Origin of the sequence: Streptomyces sp. NPDC101178 (genome assembly GCF_044767965.1) — a bacterium.
In the GTDB taxonomy this organism is placed as follows: Bacteria; Actinomycetota; Actinomycetes; order Streptomycetales; family Streptomycetaceae; genus Streptomyces.
In genome coordinates this window covers 81,055-98,402 of the sequence record NZ_JBIWOZ010000013.1, presented here as the reverse complement: position 1 = coordinate 98,402, position 17,348 = coordinate 81,055, and the positions used below count along the sequence as shown (strand labels likewise).

Below are 17,348 nucleotides of genomic sequence, written 5' to 3'. Positions count from 1 at the left end.
CAGTTACCTGCTCGTAGCGGCAAAAGACCGTGCTACGTTCGCCGTATGGCTGATTCTGTCGCTCTGGATCCGGTGGATCTGCACATTCTGCGGCTGCTGCAGAACGACGCACGGACCACCTACCGGGAGCTGGCGGCCGAGGTGGGCGTGGCGGCCTCGACCTGTCTGGACCGGGTGGCCCGGCTGCGCCGCTCCGGGGTCATCCTCGGTGATCAGCTCCGGCTGGATCCGGCGAAGCTCGGCCGGGGTCTCCAGGCGCTGCTGCTGGTGCAGGTCCGGCCGCACCGCCGCGAGCTGATCGGCCCGTTCGTCGACCGGATCCGGGCCCTGCCGGAGTCCCGGGCGCTCTTCCACCTCACCGGGCCCGACGACTATCTCGTGCAGGTGGCGGTGGCCGATGCGGCGGATCTCCAGCGGCTGGTCCTGGACGAGTTCACCTCGCGCCGGGAGGTGGCCCGGGTGGACACCCGGCTGATCTTCCAGCAGTGGGAGTGCGGGCCGCTGCTGCCGCCCGGCGAACCGGCCCGCGGCTGACCACTCGGCGCACGGCCCGGGGCCGACCACCCGCGATCGGCCCGCGGGCTGACCGCCGGCGAGCGGCCGCTCATGATCGCCTTTCGGACGCGCGCCGCTGAACGGTGGTGACGGGGAGGGGCCCGCCGTTGGAGGATGTCCGCATGTCAGACACTTCGAGCAGCGCGCTGCCCCGTCAGGTCGCCGACGCCTACGTCGACGCCATCATCGAACTCGACCCCATCACGGGCACCCATATGGGCGTCCGTGAAAGCTCGCGCCGCCTGCCCGACTTCTCGCCGGCCGGTCAGGAAGCGGTCGCCGACCTCATCCGCGCCACGCTGCTGAAGCTGGACGACGCGGAGCGGCTGTCGGGTGCCGACAGCGATGAGGAACGCCGGTGCGGACGCCTCCTCCGCGAGCGGCTGACGGCGGAACTCGCCGTGCACGAAGCCGAGGAAGGGCTGCGCGCCGTCTCCAACCTGCACTCCCCCGTCCACAGCATCGTCGAGGTCTTCACCCTCACGCCGACCGGGACGGAGGAGGACTGGGACGCGGTCGCCGAACGGCTGCGCGCGGTCCCGGCCGCCGTCGAGGGGTACCGGTCCTCGCTCGGGCTCGGTCTGGAGCGCAAGCTGTACGGCGGCCCGCGCGCGACGGCCACCTTCGTCGGGCAGCTCACGGAGTGGAGCGGCGGCGGCGCGAGCGCGGGTTTCTTCGCGGAGTTCGTCGCGCCGGCACCGGAGGTGCTCCGCGAGGAGCTGGCCGAGGCCGCCCGGCTCGCCTCCGCCGCCCTCACCGCTCTGCGGGACTGGGTGCGTGACGTCTACGCGCCGGCGATCGAGGGCGCGCCGGACACGGTGGGCCGGGAGCGGTACGCGCGCTGGTCGCGCTACTACAACGGTACGGACCTGGATCTCGACGAGGCGTACGCGTACGGCTGGTCCGAGTACCACCGTCTGCTGGCCGAGATGAAGACCGAGGCCGCGAAGATCCTTCCCGGCGCCGGCCCGTGGGAGGCGCTGGCCCACCTCGATGTGCACGGCAAGCACATCGAAGGGGTCGATGAGGTACGCGAGTGGCTCCAGGGCCTGATGGACGAGGCCATCGAGGCGCTGGACGGCACGCACTTCGACCTGGCCGAGCGGGTCCGGAAGGTGGAGTCGCGCATCGCCCCGCCCGGCGGCGCGGCGGCTCCGTACTACACGGGCCCCTCCGAGGACTTCTCACGCCCCGGCCGCACCTGGCTGCCGACCATGGGCGAGACCCGCTTCCCGGTGTACGACCTGGTCTCGACCTGGTACCACGAGGGTGTTCCCGGCCACCACCTCCAGATCGCGCAGTGGACGCATGTCGCCGACAGCCTCTCCCGCTACCAGGCGTCGGTCGGCATGGTCAGCGCGAACGCCGAAGGGTGGGCGCTGTACGCGGAGCGGCTGATGGACGAGCTGGGCTTCCTGCCCGACCCGGAGCGGCGGCTCGGCTATCTGGACGCGCAGATGATGCGGGCCTGCCGGGTGATCGTGGACATCGGCATGCACCTGGAGCTGGAGATTCCGGCGGACTCGCCGTTCCACCCCGGCGAGCGCTGGACGCCCGCGCTGGCGCAGGAGTTCTTCGGCAACCACAGCGGCCGGCCGGCGGACTTCGTGGAGAGCGAGCTGACCCGCTACCTCTCGATGGCCGGCCAGGCCATCGGCTACAAGCTGGGCGAGCGGGCCTGGCTGCTCGGCCGGGAGAACGCGCGCGCGGCGCACGGCGACGCCTTCGACCTGAAGGCCTGGCACATGGCGGCGCTCTCGCAGGGGTCGCTCGGCCTGGACGATCTGGTGGACGAGCTGTCCAGGCTCTGAACGGCCCTGCTCCGGCCGCCTCGGACCGGTGCCCGTCGCCGCCCACGGTGACGGGCACCGCCCACCGTGACGGGCACCGTCCACCGGACGTCAGCAGCCGCAGTCGGCGGCGTCGATCGGAGCGGTGAGCGGGTCGGCGGCGCGCCGCTCACCGCCCTGCCAGGTCTCGAAGGCGAAGCCCTCGCGCGCCCAGTACTCGAAGCCGCCGAGCATCTCCTTGACCTGGTAGCCGAGTTGGGCGAGCGCGAGGGCGGCACGAGTGGCGCCGTTGCATCCCGGGCCCCAGCAGTACGTGACCACCGGGACGGCCGGGTCCAGCAGCCGCGGAGCCTGCTCGGGGATCAGGGCGGTGGGCAGGTGGACCGCGCCGGGGAGGTGGCCCTGGTCCCAGGAGGCGGTGGAGCGGGAGTCCACGACGACGAATCCGGGATCACCGCCGGCGGCGAGTGCCGAGGCGACGTCGGAGACATCGGCGTGGAAGGCGAGCGAGGCGCCGAAGTAGGCGGCCGCCGCGTCCGGGGAGGCGGGCGGGACGCGGAGGACGGGATGGGCGGCGGGAGCCGTGGTCCGAGATGTCATGATCATGAATCTACGACCGCCGACCGGGACCAGGAAGAGGGATTCCCCGGCACTCCTCTTGATTCGCCGGGGATTTCCCTGTTGTCTCGCAAACGTGACCGACTATTCCCCGGACGCCACCGACTGGCGCATTCTCGATGTCCTCCAGCGCGACGGCCGCGCCACCTTCGCCGAGCTGGCCCGCGCCGTCGCCATGTCTCCCAGCGCCGTGACGGAGAGGGTGCGGCGACTGGAGGAGACCGGCGTGATCAGCGGTTACGCGGCGGTGGTCGACGCCGAGCGGCTCGGGCTGCCGATCCTCGCCCTCGTCCGGCTGCGCTATCCGAACGGGAACTACAAGCCGTTCCACGACCTCCTGGAGACCACGCCGCAGATCGTGGAGGCCCACCATGTCACCGGTGACGACTGCTTCGTCCTCAAGGTGACGGCCCGGTCGATGCGGCACCTGGAGGAGGTGACCGGCCGGATCGGGGCGCTCGGTTCGGTCACCACCAGCGTCGTCTACTCCTCGCCGCTCCCCCGTCGCGCGATCGGCCGCTGACGGCTCCCGGCCACGGAGGGCGCCGGGTGGTGCCGTACTGTCCACGGTTTGACCGCTCCCCGACCAAGGCCGGTAGATGAGACAGAGAATGAGCCGCTTCGCGGTGCTGTGTTCCGTTCTGTTCACGATGATGGCGCTGTCCGCCGTGCCCTCACATGCGGCGGACGCGCGCCCGGTGCCCGTCACCGCCGGCGACAAGTACGCGCTGAGGTCTGTGAGCAACGGGCTCTATGTGTCGGTGGAAGTCAACACCGGCGGCGCCCGGCAGGCCATGCTCCGCGCTCGTACGGCCGCCTCCTCCCACAGCGCCCTGGGCTCCTGGGAGAAGTTCACGCTGCACACCACCGACAAGGGGTGGACCACCACACTGCGTTCGGAAGCGAACGGAAACTACGTCACGACCGAGCGGAACTACACCGGCGGCCACGAGAATCTGCTCCGGGCCCGCGCGGCGACCGCCGGTGAATGGGAGAAACTCCAGCTGGAGAAGCAGACGGACAACACGTACGCCCTCAAGGTCTGGACGGACGACGGCTACAAGTACGTGACCGCCGAGGTTCAGGACGCCGGGACCGACAACGGGCTGCTGCGGGCGCGGGGGGACTCGGTGGGCTCGTGGCAGAAGTTCGAGCTCGTCTTCCTGGGCGAGGGGAACGCGAGTGACGAGGGCGGGCGCCCCACTCCCGTGTCCCCCGCACCGGCGACGGACTTCCGGGTGATGTCGTGGAACGTCTGCGCCAACAACAACAGCAAGTGCGGCAACAACCGGGTGGAAGGCCCCTCCCTGGGCGCCCAGGTCACCGCCCGGATGGGTGATCAGGCGACGGAGTACCGTGCCGTGTTCCTCCAGGAGCTGTGCGAGTCGCACGCCAAGGAGATCGAGAGGGCCCTGGAGACCAGCACGGGCACCGGATGGGACGTGCGCTTCGCCCCCGTCAAGTACACCGTCGACGGATCGTCGGTGAAGGCCGCCAAGACGTGCGACAGGTCCGGATCCGCCACGGCCGGCTGGAAGGACCGGGGCGCCTACGGCATCGCCCTGGCCCTGCCCGACTCGAACGTCTGGTACACCTCGTACGACCTGCCTTCTCCGCAGAACGGCACCATCGACGGCACCTGGGTGCGTAGGGAACAGCGGACCGCCCTGTGCGCCGTTCTCCCGGCCCAGGCCGTGCAGTTCTGCACATCCCACTTCAGCGCCGGCATCACCGAGGACGACCCCGAGCCCGGGACGAAGCGCAAGGAACAGGCCGCGAAGCTCCAGGAGATCGTCCACGCGTACACGCCGACCGGCTACCGGACCGTCTACGGCGGCGACTTCAACGTCGTCCCGCCGGACGACGTATCGCTTGACAAGGCCAAGGACGCCTTGTCGTCCGCCTATGCGGCGGACACGGAGTGCGACGAGGGACGCTGGAGCGCGCGGCCGCGTGACGGCCGGGCCACGAAACCCCTGGACAACCGCGACATCAAGATCGACTACCTGTTCGCCCCGCCCTCCGCGGCCGTCGAGTCGTGCGACGTGCCGGCCGACGCGGGACGGTCGGACCACTACCCGGTCAAGGCGCGCTTCCGCTTCTGAGAGCAGGGGTCCGGGCCGGTCGGAACCGGTCCGGACCCCTGGCCGCACGGATGAGCCCCTGCCCCGTCGGAGCGGTCCTGAGCGGCTCACAGCCGGTGTCGGACCCTCGATCCCTGGCGTTCCTTGACCACTTCGAGCCGGGCCGGAATGCGGCGGCGCAGATCGGCCACGTGGCTGACGATCCCGACGCTGCGGTCCCGCTCGCGCAAGGAGTCCAGCACGTCGAGCACCTCGTCGAGGGTCTGGTCGTCCAGGCTGCCGAAGCCCTCGTCGATGAAGAGCGTGTCCAGGCGTACGCCGCCGGCCTCCTCGGTGACGACATCGGCGAGGCCGAGCGCCAGGGCCAGCGAGGCGAAGAAGGTCTCGCCGCCGGAGAGCGTCGCGGTGTCCCGTTCGCTGCCGGTCCAGGCGTCCACGACATGGAGGCCGAGCCCGGCCCGGCGGCCGCCCGTGCGCGCGTCGGAGTGGACCAGGGTGTAGCGGCCGGAGGACATCCGCCGCAGCCGGGCGGTGGCCGCGGCCGCCACCTGTTCGAGGCGGGCGGCGAGCACGTACGCCTCCAGGCGCATCTTGCGCTCGTTGTCGGCCGAGGTGCCCGCGGTGAGGCCGGCGAGCCGGGCGACCCGCTCGTACTCCTGGCGCACCGGTCCCAGCCGCCGGACCTCCTCGGCGGCCTCTCCGGAGAGCCGGTCGAGTTCGGCGCACCGGTCGCGGGCGGCGGCGAAGGCCGAGGAGGCTTCGCGCAGCAGCCATTCCGCCGTCCGGTGGGCACTCTCGGCCGCCTCCGGCCGAGCGGCCGGGCGCTCGGCGGCGGCGCGCGCGTCCTGTTCGGTGCGCCGGTCGGCGACCGCCGCCGCCTCCGCCTGCCAGGCATCGATACGGTGCTGGAGTTCGCGCTGCGCGGCGGCGTCGAGGAGCGTCGCGGCAGCGGCCCGCGGCGTGTCGAACCCGGCCTTGAAGGCCGCGTCGGAGAGCCGGTCGTCGGCCTCCTTCCGGCGCTGGGCCGCGTCCTGTTCGGCGCGTACGGCCTCGGCGGCGTCGGCGAGGAGCGCGACGCGGCGGGTCAGCCGGTCCGCGTGCGCGGCCACGGACGCCGACTCGCCCCGGGCGGCGGAGATCTGCTCCGCCAGGCGGGCCTGGTCGCGGTCGAGCGCCTCGCGCGCCGCGGTACGGGCGGAGATCCTGCCGTGCGCCTCCTGTCGCTGCGCGAGGCGCTCGGCGTGCTCGCGCTCGGCTGCGGTGAGCGCTTCACGTGCGGCGTGCGTGTCTGCGGCGAGGCGGTGGGCCTCGGTGTGCTCGGCGGTCAACCGGTCTACGAGGGAACGCAGTTCGGCCACGGCAGGGGATGCGGATGCGTCGTCCCCGCGGGCCTCCGTCTCCGCCGTCGCATGGCGTTCGCGCACGAGGCCGAGCTGCTGTTCCGCATGGGCGCGGGCCTCCTCCGCGGATCGCTGGACGGTGAGGGCCTTCTCCTCCGCGTCCCGGTCGACATGGCCGTCACCGGGGCTGGCGGGGTCCGGGTGTTCGGCCGAGCCGCAGACCGTGCAGGCTTCGCCCGTGACGAGCTCCGCGGCCAGCTCCGCCGCGATGCCGCGCAGCCGGCGCTCACGCACATCGAGCCAGAACGTCCGGGCGTCCAGCGCCTGTTCCCGTGCGGCGGTGAGCCGCTCCTCGGCCTGCTGTACGTCGGTGGCGAGCGTGTCACGGCGGTGCGCCGCGTCCAGGCGGCGGCGGGCCGGGGCCAGTTGTCCGGCGAGCTGTTCAGCGCGGGTGGCGGCTTCCTGCGAGGCGTCGGCGCGCTCCTTGAGCCTCGTACGGGTGGTGTCCCAGTCGGCGAGCCACGCGTCCGCCTCGCGGATCGACTCGTCGTCGGCCCGCGCCTCCCGGTTCAGCCGGACGCGTTCCTCGTCGATCCTCGCGCTGCGCTCCTCGGCTTCGCGCGCCGCGTCGAGTGCGTACAGCTCCTGCTGGAACTTCCGCTCCAACTGGGTCAGTTGGTCGGCTCCCGCACCGGTCAGCTCGGCGGGCAGCAGCCTCCTGGTCCGGTCGAGTGCCTCGCTCGCCACCCGGTAGGTCCGCTCGGCCTCCTCGCGCAGCTCCAGCGCCGGTGCGACCCGGTCCGCCTGACGGGCGCGCTCCAACTGCTCCCGGCAGCGGTCGTGTTCGGGGCGGCGCACCTCCAGATCCTCGGCGCGGCGCAGGGTTTCCGCGTACCGCCGCTGAAGGCGGTCCCGGTCACGCTCGGCCTCCAGGGCCCGGACGGCGGCCAGTTGGCGGCCCTCGGCGGCCGCGACCACCGCACCGGCGATGTCGAAGTGCTCCCGGGCGGCGCTGCGGGCGATCGCAGCCCACTCCAGGACCGCTTCGGCCAGGCCCGGTTCGCCCGCCCGCACGGTCGGCGCGGCCTCTTCCGCCGCCGCCGGGCCGCCCGCCTGGGCGATGCGCTGGGCGAGGGCGAGGATCTGTTCGTCGCCGGACTTCACGCGGGCCTCGGCCGCCCGGCGCAGTTCGGCGAGGCGTTCCTCGACGGCGGCGAAGCGCCGGGTGTCGAAGAGCTTGCCGAGGAGCTTGCCGCGGGCCTCGGCGTCGGAGCGCAGGAAGCGGGCGAAGTCGCCCTGCGGCAACAGCACGACCTGGCAGAACTGGTCCCGGCTCATGCCGATCAGCTGGGCCAGCTCCTCACCGATCTCCTGGTGCGACTTGCTGAGGGCCCGCCAGGCCCCTTCGGGGGCACGCTCGCGCAGCCGGCTCTGCGCCTTCTCCTGCGTGAACCCGCCGCCGCGCTTCTTGGGGCGCGGCTGGGCGGGGCTGCGGGTGATCTCGAGGCGTCGGCCGCCGACCGTCAGCTCCAGCTGGACCTCGGTCGGCAGGTCGACGGCTGCGTGGTCGCTGCGGAGGGTGGCGCCGGGGCTCTGCCGGGCGCCGGGGACGGCTCCGTACAGCGCGTAGCAGACGGCGTCCAGGACGGAGGTCTTCCCGGCGCCGGTCGGTCCGTGGAGGAGGAAGAGACCGGCGGAGGAGAGCGCGTCGAAGTCGACTTCCTGGGTGGCGCCGAAGGGGCCGAAGGCGGTGAGGGTGAGGCGGTGCAGTCTCATCGGGACACCTCGCGCACGCTCTCGTCGACCCGTACGTCGTCGAACGCGGCCCGCAGCAAGGTGCGTTCGGGGTCGCTGGGTCCGCTGCCGCCGCGTACATGGGCCACGAAGTCCTCGGCGATCTGGTGGTCGTCGCGGCCCTGGAGGCGCTGGGCGTAGGAGGCGAGCGGGTCCTCGGGGGGCCGCTCGGGGTCGAAGACGAGGCTGAGGGTGTGCGGGAAGCGGGCGGCGAGGCGGGCCATGGGGTCGGCGGGGCGGACGGGGTCGGTGAGGGTGGCTTCGACCCAGGCATGCTCGTGGCGGTCGAGCGCCGGATCCTCCAGGAGGGTGTCCAGTCGGCCGCGGAGGCGGGCGAGAGGCCGCTCGACCGGGCAGTCGATCCGCTCCTCTGCGGCGATGGCGCCGCTGCCGTCGAGCTCGATCAGCCACGTGGTCTTGCGGTGGTCGGCCTCGGAGAAGGAGTAGGCGAGCGGCGAGCCGGAGTAGCGGACGCGGCTCGTGACGCGCTGGGAGCCGTGGAGGTGGCCGAGGGCCACGTAGTCGACGCCGTCGAAGACCCCGGCCGGGACGGCGGCGACCCCGCCGACCGTGATGTCGCGTTCGCTGTCGCTGGGTTCGCCGCCCGCCACGAAGGCGTGCGCGAGGACGACGGAGCGGGTTCCGGCGGGACGGGCGGCGAGGTCGGCGCGGACCCGGTCCATGGCGGCGGTGAGGACCGCCTCGTGACCGGCCTTGGCGGCGCGGAGGGTGTCCTTGACCAGGGCCGGTTCCAGGTACGGGAGGCCGTACAGGGCGACATCTCCGTGGTCGTCGGTGAGGACGACGGGGGTGGCGCAGCCTTCGGGGTCCGTACGGAGGTGGATCCCGGAGCGTTCGAAGAGGCCGGAGCCGACGCCGAGCCGGCGGGCCGAGTCGTGGTTCCCGGAGATCATGACGGTCGGGACGCCGGCCGCGGCGAGCCGGTGCAGCGCGCGGTCGAACAGCTCGACGGCGGTGAGCGGCGGGACGGCCCGGTCGTAGACGTCACCGGAGACCAGGACCACGTCCACCTCCCGCTCACGCACCGTGGCCACCAGATGGTCCAGGAAGGCGGCCTGGGCGTCGAGCAGGGGGACGCGGTGGAAGGACCGGCCCAGGTGCCAGTCCGAGGTGTGCAGCATCCTCACGCGATCGCTCCACCGGCGGTGCGGGGCGTGCGCCGCGTCTGCCGGAGCGCTCCCTGTCGCGTGCGCCGTGTGTACCTGGCTCCGCGCCCTGTGCGCTGCATGTACGTCGTCCTCCACCCCGTGGGCCGCGCCGGGCGGCCCGTGATCCCGCGACCGGCACGGACCACGCTAACGCCGCCGGCCCGCCGATCCCGCATCGATCAAGAATTCGCCGCCCGTGGGACGGGGCTCACTCCCTGGCGGGCCCCTCACACGTCCCCGTACGCCTCGCCGCCCAGTTCCAGGGTGGCCGTGCCCGCGGTCGCGTCGGCCAGCCAGGCGGTGAAGGCGGCGACATCGGCGTCGGGCAGCCCGATCTCGATGGTCACGGCCTCCGCGTACCGCACCTCGCGCACGTCCCGGCCGGTGGCCCGCAGGTCGTTCTCCAGCTTGCCCGCCCGCTGGTGGTCGACGCGGACGGTCGCCAGCCGGAAGCGCTGCCGGGTGATCGTGCCGAGTGCGTCGAGCGCCTCGCCGACCACTCCGCCGTACGCGCGGATCAGTCCGCCGGCCCCGAGCTTGACCCCGCCGTAGTAGCGGGTGACGACCGCCGCGACGTACCGCACCTCGCGGCGCGTCAGCATCTGGAGCATCGGGAGGCCCGCGGTGCCGCCGGGCTCGCCGTCGTCGCCGGCCTTCTGCACGGAGGCGTCGGCGCCGATCACGTACGCGAAGCAGTTGTGGGAGGCGGTCGGGTGCTCCTTGCGGACGCGTGCGACGAACTCCTGCGCCTCCTGTTCGGTGGCGGCGGGGGCGAGGGAGCAGAGGAAACGCGATCGGTTGATCTCGCTCTCGTGCACACCCACGCGGGCGACGGTCCGGTACTGCTCCTGCATCCGTCCACCCTATGCGCCGCGACGGCAGCGGGTTCCGGCGGGAATGACGGGGCCCGGACCGGCGGTTGTCCCGGCATGGACAACGAGACAGAGACGATCCGGCGGATTCTCCAGGACACGGGGGACACCTGGGCGGTGGTGGGCCTCTCCGACAACCGCTCCCGGGCCGCCTACGGCGTGGCGCAGGTCCTCCAGCGCTTCGGCAAGCGGGTGGTGCCGGTGCACCCGAAGGCCGAGACGGTGCACGGGGAGCAGGGGTACGCCTCGCTGGCGGAGATCCCGTTCCCGGTGGACGTGGTGGACGTGTTCGTCAACAGCGAGCTGGCGGGCGGGGTCGCTGACGAGGCGGTGGCGGTCGGGGCGAAGGCGGTGTGGTTCCAGCTCGGCGTGGTGGACGCGGAGGCGTACGAGCGGACGCGGGCGGCAGGGCTGGACATGGTGATGGACCGGTGCCCGGCGATCGAGATTCCGCGGCTGGGGTGAGGGTGTGCGGGCCGTCCGGCGTGGGGAGGGATCCCGGCCGTGAGCGATCCTCCCGACGGTGAGCGGCTGGCCGCCGCACTGACCGCGCTGACCGCACTGACCGCGCTGGGCGTGCGCCCCGGCGACGTCCTGCTGGTGCATGCCTCGCTGCGGTCGGTGGGTCCGGTGGCCGGCGGGGCCGATGCCGTGCTGGCGGCTCTGCGCCGGGCGGTGGGACGGGAGGGGACCGTGGTGGTCCCGTCGTTCACGCCGGAGAACTCGGACACCTCGCCGCACTACCGCGCCCGGATCCGAGGCCTGGACGCCGCCGCGCGCGAGGCCGTCCGCTCGTCCATGGAACCGTTCGACCCGGCACTGACACCCGCACCGTCGATGGGCGCGCTGGCCGAGACCGTACGGACGGCGTCGGGGGCGCGGCGCAGCGGCCATCCGCAGACCTCCTTCGCCGCGATCGGCCCGGCGGCCGGAACACTGCTCGCCGGGCACCGGCAGGACTGCCACCTCGGCGAGGACTCTCCGCTCGCCCGGCTGTACGAGGCCGATGCCAGGATCCTCCTGCTAGGCACCGGCTACGCCACCTGCACCGCCTTCCATCTCGCCGAGTACCGCAGACCCGGTCCTCCGCGCCGCCGCTACCGCTGTGTGGTGGCTCCGAGGGGTGTGCGGCAGTGGTGGGAGTACGAGGACGTCGCCCTGGACGACAGCGACTTCGGGGCCTTGGGCGCCGCGTTCGAGGAGGCCGCCGGCCCCGGTGACGTGACGACGGCCCTGCTCGGATCCGCACCGTGCAGGCTGCTGCGGCTGCGGGCCGCCGTCGACTTCGCCACGGGGTGGCTCACGGAGCACCGGCGGCCCGGCGGCTGAGCAATCGAACGCGCGCTCTGTCGCGCGCCCTTCGGAGTTCCGAGGCTGCCATGGCGGAGGTCCGGCACATCCATGTGCGGTCACGGGCCACGGACCGGGTGGGCGACACCCATGAGCGCATCATCGACGTGCTGAAGGGCGCCGGCCGGTCGGCTGGACGCGTCGGCCCGTCCCCTATTGCGACGGTCGTGACGCCGGCCCCCCAGCCCCTCCACGACGACCGCACCCGGCGGGGCCCGCGAGCGCTTCGCCCCGGCGGGCCGTCGAGCCTGGGACCACCGTCAGCGGGTGTCGGGCTCCTGCTCCGGCTTCAGCTCGGCCAGCGCGAGCAGCTGCTCCGGAGTGACGCCCTTCGGGATCGGCACGGGCGCCGGCGTGCGCAGGGGCGGCTGCCAGCCCTTCTCCGGGTCCCAGCTCCGTACGACACGGGCCGGTGCGCCCGCGACCACCGCGTGGTCCGGCACCTCACCTCGTACGACCGCGCCTGCCGCCACCACCACATTGCGGCCGATCCTGGCGCCCGGCAGGATCACCGCGCCCGTGCCGATCCAGCAGCCGGGGCCGATCTCCACCGGCTCCATCCGGGGCCACTGCTTGCCCACGGGCTCGTGCGGGTCGTCGTAGCTGTGGTTGGTCGAGGTGATGTAGACGTACGGACCGCAGTACGTGTCGGAGCCGATGGTCACCGTCGTGTCGGCGATCACATGGCTGCCGCGCCCCAGCACCACGCCGTCGCCGAGCGTGAGGATCGGGTCGGGCCCCAGGTCCAGGTCCGGCATCATCCCGGCCGTGAGGGTCACCTGCTCGCCGATGATGCAGTGCCCGCCGAGCTCGATCCACCGCTCCCCGAAGACCGTGCCCTGCGGAAAGGCGAGCCGCGTCCCCCCACCGATCGCGCCGAAGCGCAGCCGGCCCGGGTGCTCGGCGGTGACGGCCCCCGCCTCCCGCGCCCACTCCCAGCCGCGGTGGACCAGCCAGGAGGCGGCGCGGCGGCGTCGGCGGGCGAGGAAGGAGAACGTGTTTCGGTTCTTCGGCACGGGCTCACGGTAGTCGGCACCGCGGGCGGCGATCCGCGCGGTGACCTGTGATGTTCGCCCTACCCACCGGCGTACGCGGCGAGCCGTCGCCTACCGTGTGAGGCGGCCCGATCCCGATCGAAGGCCCAAGCGCATCAGCACACCGGACCACCGAGGAGCAGGCCATGGCGGAGCAGGCGTTGATCACGGGCATGGGCGGCAAGGAGCCGGACATCGACGCGGACGCGTTCGTCGCCCCCACCTCCGTGGTGATCGGAGAGGTGACGCTGGCCGCCGGTTCCAGCGTCTGGTACCAGGCGGTCCTGCGCGCCGACTGCGGGCCGATCACGCTCGGCCCGGACAGCAACATCCAGGACAATTGCAGCGTGCACGCCGACCCCGGCTTCCCGCTGACCGTGGGCGCGCGGGTCTCGGTCGGCCACAACGCGGTGCTGCACGGCTGTGTCATCGAGGACGACGTGCTGGTGGGGATGGGCGCCACGGTGCTCAACGGCGCGCACATCGGCGCCGGGTCGCTGATCGCCGCGCAGGCGCTCGTACCGCAGGGGATGCGGGTCCCGCCGGGGTCGCTGGTCGCGGGCGTGCCCGCCAAGGTGAAGCGGCCGCTGACGGCGGAGGAGCTGGAGGGCATCCGGTTCAACGCGGCCGGTTACGTGGAGCTGGCCAAGGCCCACCGCGCGGCGCACGAGGGCTGAGCCCCACCCGGACGCGTACATCCGGACCCGTACATACCGAAGCCGCCGCACCCTCCCCGACCGGAGGGGCGGCGGCCCCGGGAACGTGCGCCCGCGGGCGTCAGCTGTTGGGGCGCAGAGTCCAGACGACGGTCATCTCGCCGGTGACCGCGCCGTCCGCGCGCCGGATCTCGATGGCGACCGGGAACTCGGGGCGCTGTCCGGCATCCAGCTCGGCCACCACGTCGGCGATCGGGCGGCCGAGGGTGGCGGTCGCGGTGACCTCGCCCATGGCCAGCTTCTTGTAGCCGATCTCGGCCTTGACGGCGAGCGGTACGGCCCGGCTCATCTGGTCGCCGAAGGCGGCGATGACGATGGCGCCGCTGGCGGACTCGGCGAGCGTGAACATCGCTCCGGCGTGCGGCCCGCCGACGTGGTTGTGGTACTCCGCCTGGTCGGGGAGCCGGACGACGGCGCGCTCGGGGGTCGTCTCCAGGAATTCGAGGTTGAGGGTCCGGGCCATCGGAACCGTCGCGACGAGCATCTCGCCGACGGTCATCTGTTCAGCGCTCATGGACCGAAGGTTACTCATGAGTAGGGATGTTTGACCATCCCCTGGGCCCGGTCCGGACCTACCGCTGTTACGGCACCGGGACAGCACTGGGACAGGGGTGCCCGTAGCAGCGCACACGACACCCATCTATGGTTACCAGCCATGTGGCCAGGACAGCAGCCGCCCGGGGGCGAGCAGAACCCGCAGGACCCGAACCAGAGCCCGTACCAGCAGCCGGGGTACCAGCAGCCGAATCCCTATCAGCAACCGGGATATCCGCAGCAGGGCCAGCCCGGCCAGCAGCCGGGCCAGTCCGGCGCGCCCGGATACCCGCCGGGCCAGCCCGGTCAGCAGGGCCAGCCCGGCTACGGTCAGCCGGGGTACGGACAGCAGCCCGGGTACGGACAGCCCGGTTACGGGCAGCCCAATCCGTACCAGCAGCCGACCGTCCCGCAGTACGCGGTGCCGGGTCCGCCCGGCGGGCCCAAGCCGGGCGGTGACAAGAAGAAGACGACCGTCATCGCCATCGTCGCGGCGACCGCCGTCGTCGTGGCCGCCGTCGTCACCGGCGTCGTCCTGCTGAATGACGACGACGACAACGGATCAACCGTCGCCGACGACAAGAAGTCCGCCTCCCCGAGCGCGAAGCCGAGCGTCTCGGAGGACACGAGCTCCGCGCCGGTGGAGAACCCGCGCGGTTCAGAGGGCGATCCCAAGCCGCTCATCCCGGGCTGGAAGGTCGTCACCAACCCCAAGTGGGGCACGCAGTTCGACGTACCCGGTGACTGGGAGGTCTCCAGCTCGGGTACGTTCGCCGGCTTCGAGGACGCCAAGAACCCGACCGGCAAGCCCGTCGCCGGCTTCTCGGCGCCCGCGTACTACAAGAGCAAGTGGTGCGTCGACGACTCCGACAAGGACGGCAACGACGAGGAGACCGAGCTGGCCGGCGTCGGCACGAAGGGCGCACGCGGGGCGAAGAACTCCGACGAGGCGGCGCGCGCAGAGGCGGGGACCTGGGTGTGGGCGGCCTATGGGCAGAGCGACTCGAAGGACAAGGTCAAGATCGCCCCGGCCAAGCCGTTCACCACGAAGTCGGGGCTCTCCGGCAGCGTCGTGACCGCCACGGCGACCGGTCTGGCCAAGAAGGAGAAGTGCGACACCGACGGCAAGTCGATCGCCTTCTCGTTCAAGAACGGCAACGACGAGTTCTCGACCTGGGTCCTCTACGGTCCCAAGGGCGTCGAGGGCGAGCTGCCGGAGACCACCATCCAGCAGATCCTGAGCACGGTCCGCCTCTCCGCCGAGAAGCCGACCGGCTGACGCGACCGACACGGCTGACATCTGCCCTCCGGCCCGGGAACGCTGTCCCCCGGGCCGGAGGGCACCGTACTGCTCAGCCGATGCTGAACGCCCCGTCCGGCGGTTCCGGTGAGGCGACGGCGTCCGCGTCCACCACCGGGCGCGCTCCGCCGATCAGCCGGACCAGCGCCGAGCCGTCGGTGACCCGGGCCGGAAACGCGTCGGCGGCGCAGCGGCGGATGAGCGGTGCCGTGTCGATCGGGGTGTGCGAGGCGAGCAGGACGACGTTGCCGAAGCGCCGTCCGCGCAGCACCGCCGGTTCGCCGATCAGCGCGAGCTCGGCGAAGGCTGCCGAGAAGTTGGCGAGTTGGGTACGGAGGAACGCGAAGGGCGCGCTGTCCGCCAGGTTGGCGGCGTAGATCCCTTCGGGCCGCAGCGCCCGCGCGGCGGCCCGCGCGTACTCCACCGACGTGAGGTGGGCCGGGACGCGCGATCCGCCGAAGACGTCCGCGACGATCACATCGGCGGACGCGGGCGGTGCGGCCTCCAGCCGGACCCGGGCGTCGGCGGCGTGCACGGTGATGTCGCTGCCGCCGGGCAGCGGCAGGTGCTCCCGGACCATCCGCAGCAGCTCCCGGTCCGCCTCGACGACGTCCTGCCGCGAGCCGGGCCGGGTGGCGGCGGCGTACCGGGGCAGGGTCAGCGCGCCGCCGCCGAGGTGGAGGACGTCCAGCGGGGAGCCCTCGGGCGCGGCGCAGTCCAGGACATGCGCGAGGCGCCGTACGTACTCGAACTCCAGGTACGTCGGGTCGTCCAGGTCCACGTAGGACTGCGGGGCCTCGTCGACCGTGAGCAGCCAGGCCCGGTCGCGGTCCACATCGGGCAGCAGCCGGGCGGTGCCGCAGTCGGTGTCGCGGATGACGGGTATCGGCTCGTTCACCTCTCCATTGTCGCGCGGCCCGCCACCCCTGAGGTCCAGAGGTGACGGGCCGCGCGAGCCCTCAGAGCAGGCCGGTGACCGTGCCGGCGCCGACCGTGCGGCCGCCCTCGCGGATCGCGAAGCCGAGGCCGGACTCCAGCGGGACGTCACGGCCGAGCTCCACGGTCATGGTGACCGTGTCGCCGGGGCGCGCGACAGCGCTCCCGCCGAGGTCGACGTCGCCGACGACGTCCGCCGTACGGATGTAGAACTGCGGCCGGTAGCCGGTGGCGACCGGGGTCGACCGGCCGCCCTCCTTCGTCGACAGCACGTACACCTGCGCGGTGAACCGGCGGCTCGGCACCACGCTGCCCGGCGCGGCCACGACATGGCCGCGGCGGACCCGGTCGCGCTCCACGCCGCGCAGGAGCAGCGCCACGTTGTCGCCGGCCTCGGCGGACTCCATCGGCTTGCCGAAGGTCTCCAGGCCGGTGACGACCGTCTCGATCTCCGCGCCGAGCACCGCGACCTTGTCCCCGACCCGGACGGTGCCGCGCTCCACGGCACCGGTGACGACCGTGCCGCGGCCGGTGATGGTCAGGACGTTCTCCACGGAGAGCAGGAACGGCGCGTCGGTGTAGCGCACCGGCATGGGTACGTACGTGTCCACGGCGTCCAGCAGCCCTTCGATCGCCGCCGTCCACCGCGGGTCGCCCTCCAGCGCCTTGAGCCCGGAGACCCGGACCACGGGGACGGTGTCGCCGCCGTACCCGTGCGCGGAGAGCAGCTCGCGGACCTCCAGCTCGACCAGGTCGGTCAGCTCGGGGTCGCCCGCGTCGGCCTTGTTGAGGGCGACGACGATGTGGTCGACGCCGACCTGACGGGCCAGCAGGACGTGCTCGGCGGTCTGCGGCATGATCCCGTCGAGCGCGGAGACGACGAGGATCGCCCCGTCGAGCTGCGCCGCGCCCGTGACCATGTTCTTGATGTAGTCCGCGTGTCCGGGCATGTCGACGTGCGCGTAGTGGCGGGTGTCGGTCTCGTACTCGACGTGCGCGATGTTGATGGTGATGCCGCGCTGGGCCTCCTCGGGGGCCCGGTCGATCCGGTCGAAGGAGACGTAGGAGGTGGAGCTGGAGGCGCGCTCGCTGAGGACCTTGGTGATGGCGGCGGTGAGGGTGGTCTTGCCGTGGTCGACGTGGCCCATGGTGCCGATGTTGAGGTGCGGCTTGGTGCGCACGTAAGCCGTCTTGGACATGGCTCGTTCCTTTGAGAACTCGAAGCCGAAGAGCCTCGAAGCTGAGAAGGGAGAAGA

At 72.6% G+C, this 17,348-nt stretch carries 16 protein-coding genes; 8 read left to right on the top strand and 8 right to left on the bottom strand.

Annotated features, from left to right (window positions below):
* Positions 1–45: 45 nt before the first annotated feature.
* Together ACIRR8_RS29715 and ACIRR8_RS29710 are read left to right on the top strand one after the other, a co-directional pair.
* On the top strand, positions 46–534 hold the full coding sequence (locus ACIRR8_RS29715) for an Lrp/AsnC family transcriptional regulator (RefSeq protein ID WP_404070569.1): 489 nt from the start codon (positions 46–48) through the stop codon (positions 532–534).
* A gap of 143 nt (positions 535–677) precedes the next feature.
* Complete coding sequence (locus ACIRR8_RS29710; RefSeq protein ID WP_404070567.1) at positions 678–2,366, top strand: DUF885 domain-containing protein; 1,689 nt, start codon at positions 678–680, stop codon at positions 2,364–2,366.
* Positions 2,367–2,456: 90 nt separating this feature from the next.
* Here ACIRR8_RS29710 and ACIRR8_RS29705 read toward each other — a convergent pair whose 3' ends face one another.
* Positions 2,457–2,951, bottom strand: a complete 495-nt coding sequence (locus ACIRR8_RS29705; protein ID WP_404070565.1) for a rhodanese-like domain-containing protein — start codon at positions 2,949–2,951, stop codon at positions 2,457–2,459.
* 88 nt (positions 2,952–3,039) lie between these two features.
* On the opposite strand from ACIRR8_RS29705, the gene ACIRR8_RS29700 reads away from it, so the two are divergent.
* Together ACIRR8_RS29700 and ACIRR8_RS29695 are read left to right on the top strand one after the other, a co-directional pair.
* Positions 3,040–3,486 (top strand): Lrp/AsnC family transcriptional regulator, encoded by a 447-nt coding sequence (locus ACIRR8_RS29700; protein WP_404070563.1) that lies wholly within the window; start codon positions 3,040–3,042, stop codon positions 3,484–3,486.
* 88 nt (positions 3,487–3,574) lie between these two features.
* On the top strand, positions 3,575–5,068 hold the full coding sequence (locus ACIRR8_RS29695; RefSeq protein ID WP_404070561.1) for an endonuclease/exonuclease/phosphatase family protein: 1,494 nt from the start codon (positions 3,575–3,577) through the stop codon (positions 5,066–5,068).
* 86 nt (positions 5,069–5,154) lie between these two features.
* Here ACIRR8_RS29695 and ACIRR8_RS29690 read toward each other — a convergent pair whose 3' ends face one another.
* The 3 genes from ACIRR8_RS29690 to ACIRR8_RS29680 all read right to left on the bottom strand — a co-directional run bounded on the left by ACIRR8_RS29690 (position 5,155) and on the right by ACIRR8_RS29680 (position 10,204).
* Complete coding sequence (locus ACIRR8_RS29690) at positions 5,155–8,163, bottom strand: AAA family ATPase (RefSeq protein WP_404070559.1); 3,009 nt, start codon at positions 8,161–8,163, stop codon at positions 5,155–5,157.
* Positions 8,160–9,329: an exonuclease SbcCD subunit D gene (locus ACIRR8_RS29685; protein WP_404070557.1), complete on the bottom strand. Its 1,170-nt coding sequence runs from the start codon at positions 9,327–9,329 to the stop codon at positions 8,160–8,162. The genes ACIRR8_RS29690 and ACIRR8_RS29685 overlap by 4 nt, the downstream gene beginning before the upstream one ends.
* A gap of 248 nt (positions 9,330–9,577) precedes the next feature.
* Complete coding sequence (locus ACIRR8_RS29680; protein WP_404070555.1) at positions 9,578–10,204, bottom strand: YigZ family protein; 627 nt, start codon at positions 10,202–10,204, stop codon at positions 9,578–9,580.
* A 75-nt stretch (positions 10,205–10,279) separates the two neighbouring features.
* Between ACIRR8_RS29680 and ACIRR8_RS29675 the strand changes: the two genes are divergently transcribed.
* Together ACIRR8_RS29675 and ACIRR8_RS29670 are read left to right on the top strand one after the other, a co-directional pair.
* The gene (locus ACIRR8_RS29675; protein WP_404070553.1) at positions 10,280–10,687 is read left to right on the top strand and encodes a CoA-binding protein; all 408 of its coding nucleotides are present in this window, start codon (positions 10,280–10,282) and stop codon (positions 10,685–10,687) included.
* Positions 10,688–10,726: 39 nt separating this feature from the next.
* Complete coding sequence (locus ACIRR8_RS29670; RefSeq protein WP_404070551.1) at positions 10,727–11,551, top strand: aminoglycoside N(3)-acetyltransferase; 825 nt, start codon at positions 10,727–10,729, stop codon at positions 11,549–11,551.
* Positions 11,552–11,832: 281 nt separating this feature from the next.
* Here the strand turns inward: ACIRR8_RS29670 and ACIRR8_RS29665 are convergent, their stop codons facing one another.
* Positions 11,833–12,588 (bottom strand): acyltransferase, encoded by a 756-nt coding sequence (locus tag ACIRR8_RS29665; protein ID WP_404070549.1) that lies wholly within the window; start codon positions 12,586–12,588, stop codon positions 11,833–11,835.
* Positions 12,589–12,752: 164 nt separating this feature from the next.
* Between ACIRR8_RS29665 and ACIRR8_RS29660 the strand changes: the two genes are divergently transcribed.
* Positions 12,753–13,283: a gamma carbonic anhydrase family protein gene (locus tag ACIRR8_RS29660; protein ID WP_404070547.1), complete on the top strand. Its 531-nt coding sequence runs from the start codon at positions 12,753–12,755 to the stop codon at positions 13,281–13,283.
* A gap of 100 nt (positions 13,284–13,383) precedes the next feature.
* On the opposite strand, the gene ACIRR8_RS29655 is transcribed toward ACIRR8_RS29660, so the two are convergent.
* A complete protein-coding gene (locus ACIRR8_RS29655) occupies positions 13,384–13,821 on the bottom strand; it encodes a DUF4442 domain-containing protein (protein ID WP_404070724.1) in 438 nt (145 codons plus the stop codon).
* A 156-nt stretch (positions 13,822–13,977) separates the two neighbouring features.
* On the opposite strand from ACIRR8_RS29655, the gene ACIRR8_RS29650 reads away from it, so the two are divergent.
* Complete coding sequence (locus ACIRR8_RS29650) at positions 13,978–15,135, top strand: hypothetical protein (protein ID WP_404070545.1); 1,158 nt, start codon at positions 13,978–13,980, stop codon at positions 15,133–15,135.
* A 73-nt stretch (positions 15,136–15,208) separates the two neighbouring features.
* Here ACIRR8_RS29650 and ACIRR8_RS29645 read toward each other — a convergent pair whose 3' ends face one another.
* Together ACIRR8_RS29645 and tuf are read right to left on the bottom strand one after the other, a co-directional pair.
* The gene (locus ACIRR8_RS29645) at positions 15,209–16,054 is read right to left on the bottom strand and encodes a spermidine synthase (protein WP_404070543.1); all 846 of its coding nucleotides are present in this window, start codon (positions 16,052–16,054) and stop codon (positions 15,209–15,211) included.
* A 61-nt stretch (positions 16,055–16,115) separates the two neighbouring features.
* Positions 16,116–17,291 (bottom strand): elongation factor Tu, encoded by a 1,176-nt coding sequence (gene tuf, locus ACIRR8_RS29640; RefSeq protein WP_404070541.1) that lies wholly within the window; start codon positions 17,289–17,291, stop codon positions 16,116–16,118.
* Between the last annotated feature and the right edge of the window lie 57 nt (positions 17,292–17,348).

Bases quoted from the DNA above. Each gene is read 5' to 3' on its own strand.
- ACIRR8_RS29715 (WP_404070569.1), top strand. From the start codon at position 46: ATGGCTGATTCTGTCGCTCTGGATCCGGTGGATCTGCACATTCTGCGG.
- ACIRR8_RS29710 (WP_404070567.1), top strand. From the start codon at position 678: ATGTCAGACACTTCGAGCAGCGCGCTGCCCCGTCAGGTCGCCGACGCC.
- ACIRR8_RS29705 (WP_404070565.1), bottom strand. From the start codon at position 2,951: ATGATCATGACATCTCGGACCACGGCTCCCGCCGCCCATCCCGTCCTC.
- ACIRR8_RS29695 (WP_404070561.1), top strand. From the start codon at position 3,575: ATGAGCCGCTTCGCGGTGCTGTGTTCCGTTCTGTTCACGATGATGGCG.
- ACIRR8_RS29690 (WP_404070559.1), bottom strand. From the start codon at position 8,163: ATGAGACTGCACCGCCTCACCCTCACCGCCTTCGGCCCCTTCGGCGCC.
- ACIRR8_RS29680 (WP_404070555.1), bottom strand. From the start codon at position 10,204: ATGCAGGAGCAGTACCGGACCGTCGCCCGCGTGGGTGTGCACGAGAGC.
- ACIRR8_RS29675 (WP_404070553.1), top strand. From the start codon at position 10,280: ATGGACAACGAGACAGAGACGATCCGGCGGATTCTCCAGGACACGGGG.
- ACIRR8_RS29660 (WP_404070547.1), top strand. From the start codon at position 12,753: ATGGCGGAGCAGGCGTTGATCACGGGCATGGGCGGCAAGGAGCCGGAC.
- ACIRR8_RS29655 (WP_404070724.1), bottom strand. From the start codon at position 13,821: ATGACCGTCGGCGAGATGCTCGTCGCGACGGTTCCGATGGCCCGGACC.
- ACIRR8_RS29650 (WP_404070545.1), top strand. From the start codon at position 13,978: ATGTGGCCAGGACAGCAGCCGCCCGGGGGCGAGCAGAACCCGCAGGAC.
- tuf (WP_404070541.1), bottom strand. From the start codon at position 17,291: ATGTCCAAGACGGCTTACGTGCGCACCAAGCCGCACCTCAACATCGGC.